Here is a 3,372-nt window from a genome sequence, read left to right on the forward strand (position 1 = left end):
GACGACTACCTGCCGAGTGATCAGACGTCCGGACCGAAGCCGAAGACTGCATTCAGGCATCAACTGCGGGTGTTGGTTCTAGACCTGTATGTCGCTTGGTTGGAAGACCCGGAACTGTCTATCGGCGTCTCTATGTCCTCGAACTACTGGGACACGTCTTCCCGCTATAACGCGATCCATATATCCAAGAAGATCATCCTGATCATTCGCACCCTAATCGAAGCAGGACTATTGGATGTTGCAAAGGGCAGTTACTCGGGTCCTCTCGCCCGGGGGAACAGAACGACGAGGATACGAGCCTCCGAGGTGCTCCAGGGGTGGTTCGCCGAAGTGGCATTCAGACGAGATGACGTTGGTCGGGTCGAAGGTGAAGAAATCATCATTCTCAGAGGCGACAACGCAGAGGCACTGGTCGAGTACGAGGATACCGACGAGATCATCGGAATGCGGGCTGAACTTGAGCGCTATAACCAAGTAATCGCTGATGCTTTCATTGATATCCCTATATTGGATGAACCAAGGGTCGATGATGTCACCACCGACCATCATCACAAGCTTACCCGCAGGATATTCAGTCGTTCGAACTTCAACCTGAATGGGCGCTTTCATGGTGGTTGGTGGCAGCAGATCAACAGTGACTGGAGGTCAAAGATCTTCATCAACGATACGCCCGTCGTCGAGGTGGACTTCCGCAGTCTCCATGTCTCGTTGCTCAGCCTTCGAGCAGGAAAAGAACTTGACGGCGATCCCTATGAGTTGCCCGACATACTGGGTGCATGGCTACCTCCAGTGCTACAGCGTCAATTTATCAAGCGGCTTGTACTCACAGCGATAAACGCTGGTTCTAGGGATGCTGCTTTCCGGGCGTTTCGAAGCGAATACCCAACCGGCCACGCAGGCAAGACGCTGACTAACGAACAACTGGATAAGTTACTGAAGGGATTCCTGGAGAAGACCCCTCACATCGAGGACTTTCTGTTCGCGGATCAAGGTATCCAGTTGATGAACCTTGATGGTCAGATTGCGGAGCGCGTTCATCGTTATTTCTGCGATCAGGCAGTGCCAGTCCTGTCCGTGCATGACAGTTTTATCATCGACTATACCCGGGTGGGCGAACTGAAACGGGTTATGGCCGAGGCGTCAGCGGAAGTGGCCGGTGCACCGTTACCAACATCGAACAAGTTCTACGGGCTGGACGAACAAGCCGATCCCAATGCCGACCATGTGAAAGATTATGTGATATGGCGGCAGACGGCCCGGTCCGAGGCGTATCTTCAACGATTGGCGGAACATGAACGGAGAACTGGGCGAGAGGTGGTGCCGTCCGAAGCTCAAAATTGACGCTGCAGAAACAAGTGGGCCGAGCTATCGGACAGACGAAGGGTTGAATTGTGGATAAATCAGTTTCTAACACTCCGTGAAGTCACAGGAAGCTATTGCTGTGCTCATTCAGTTCTTTCATCTTCAATTTTGTGACCTGACGTTCACTTGGAGCGGTGCGAAGCTAAAGCCTTTGCAAAAACGCTACGGATACTCATTTTGGCAACCCTGCTTTTAACCAACCTTCGCGCCAACTATCTGCACAGGATGGAACAGTGAATATTGGCATTTGTGTCTGCGCTGAGGCTGCAGTCAGGCCCGGGCGCAACGTCTGAAGGTCCGCTACCGCTTTGCGAGCTGCAGCATCATCGGTGAGGTGTCCCAAAGCAGCAATCAGCATAAGATGGCTCATTACGAAGTTTGAGCGTACAGATAAAGCTTCTCGGCAAGCCTTAGCCGATTCTTCATAACGCCCAAGGTGAAAAAGCGCGCTAGCCTGAGCAAGGTAAGCAGCGTGGCGCAATGGATCGTGAGGGCTGAGCTCAACAGATTGAACCGCGTGACTTAGTGCTTCCTCTGGACGATCAAGAAGAAAAAGGTTGATGGAGCCCAGCATATGGACCGTTGCGGCATTTGGATTTTGCTCAAGAGCTTGTTTGAAAGCAACCCGCGCGCGTGGCAGGTCTCGCGCCAGCATAGAGATTGAATGCGCAGCGTACGCCAACGCGATGCCGTCTGCACGATCGCTCAACAGAACCCGCTCGGCTGCCTTAATAGCCTCTTTCGGCCCTTCACCAATTGGCTCAAGCCCTTGAACCATTCGTTGAATATGCAACCAAGCCAACAGCCCTGACGCGGATGCGTATTCTGGATCACGCCTCAATGCGAGGTTTGTCAGACGTATGGCCTCTCGATTGTCTTGATCCGTTAAAAGATGGAAATGCGATTGTGCTCGAAGATATAGTTCATAAGCTTCCAAATTTTCCGTAGGTTTTGCCCGCGCTCGGTTAGTTTCGGCGTGCCTTAAAGACGGTTCAATCGCGGTTACGACCTCCAGCGTTACTTTGTCTTGAAGGTCAAAAATATCATCAAGCACGCCGTCGAAGCGGTCTGCCCAGAGATGACTGTTGTCTTCCGCATCAATCAACTGCCCTGTAATGCGGACTCGTTGAGCTGCTCGTCTGACTGAACCCTCGAGAACGTAGCGCACTCCAAGAATGCGACCCACTTCGCGTATGTCCGTGCTTTTTCCTTTGAATGTAAAAGATGAATTTCTTGCCACGACCATCAGCCAACGGAAACGAGACAACTCTGTGATAATGTCTTCGGTGATGCCGTCCGCAAAAAACTCCTGTTCGGGATCACCAGACATATTGTCGAATGGCAGCACTGCAATCCCGGGTCTGACATCTGCCTTTTCTGACAGATTGGCAAAAGTGCCCTTTGGCCAGCACCAAACACCAATGCGGCGCGTGATGTTTTTGAGTTCTGTCTGCTCACCGCCATCGAATTTGGATGCGTCACCTCGGTCAAGACTGTTGTGAGATGTGTCCGATATCAAAACCTGATCCGGTTCGGCTAGCGCTTCGAGACGAGCGGCGACATTTATTCCGTCACCAAAAATGTCATCGCCTTCTGTAACGACCTCGCCAGTATGAATGCCAATTCGAAGCTTGATGCTCTCTGGTTTCTGCGCTGACTGTAATGCAATAGCGCAATCTGCAGCGTCTGATGTGGACTTAAACTCGGCAATCCAACCGTCGCCCAAGCTTTTGATCAATGTCCCCCTGTGGGCTTGTAGCAGCGACTGAAGTGTATCTTCACGGAATGATCTAAGCGCAGCAATCGTACCTTCACGGTCATGATCCATCAGTGCTGAATATCCGACGATGTCCGCCGCAAGCACTGTGGTAAGCCGTCTGTCCATTCGTTCCCCCGTTTTGAGGAACTTAGCGCGACACTCAACTTCTGTCAGCCCGACAACTTTGCCTTTGAGCGTTAATCCCTAAGTCCCAAACTGCTCTCAAAATCCATTCCATGCTGGAGATCATG

2 protein-coding genes are annotated in these 3,372 nt (G+C 51.8%); one reads left to right on the plus strand and one right to left on the minus strand.

Going from position 1 to position 3,372, the window contains the following annotated elements:
• Positions 1-1,341, plus strand: a 1,341-nt coding sequence (locus tag GS620_RS21775; RefSeq protein WP_171617721.1) for a hypothetical protein, incomplete at its 5' end; no start/stop codon positions are given.
• A 193-nt stretch (positions 1,342-1,534) separates the two neighbouring features.
• Here the strand turns inward: GS620_RS21775 and GS620_RS21780 are convergent.
• Positions 1,535-3,247 (minus strand): adenylate/guanylate cyclase domain-containing protein, encoded by a 1,713-nt coding sequence (locus tag GS620_RS21780; RefSeq protein ID WP_171617722.1) that lies wholly within the window; start codon positions 3,245-3,247, stop codon positions 1,535-1,537.
• Positions 3,248-3,372 lie beyond the last annotated feature (125 nt).

Source organism: Ruegeria sp. HKCCD6428 (genome assembly GCF_013110595.1).
Taxonomy (GTDB): domain Bacteria; phylum Pseudomonadota; class Alphaproteobacteria; order Rhodobacterales; family Rhodobacteraceae; genus Ruegeria.

Bases quoted from the DNA above. Each gene is read 5' to 3' on its own strand.
- GS620_RS21780 (WP_171617722.1), bottom strand. From the start codon at position 3,247: ATGGACAGACGGCTTACCACAGTGCTTGCGGCGGACATCGTCGGATAT.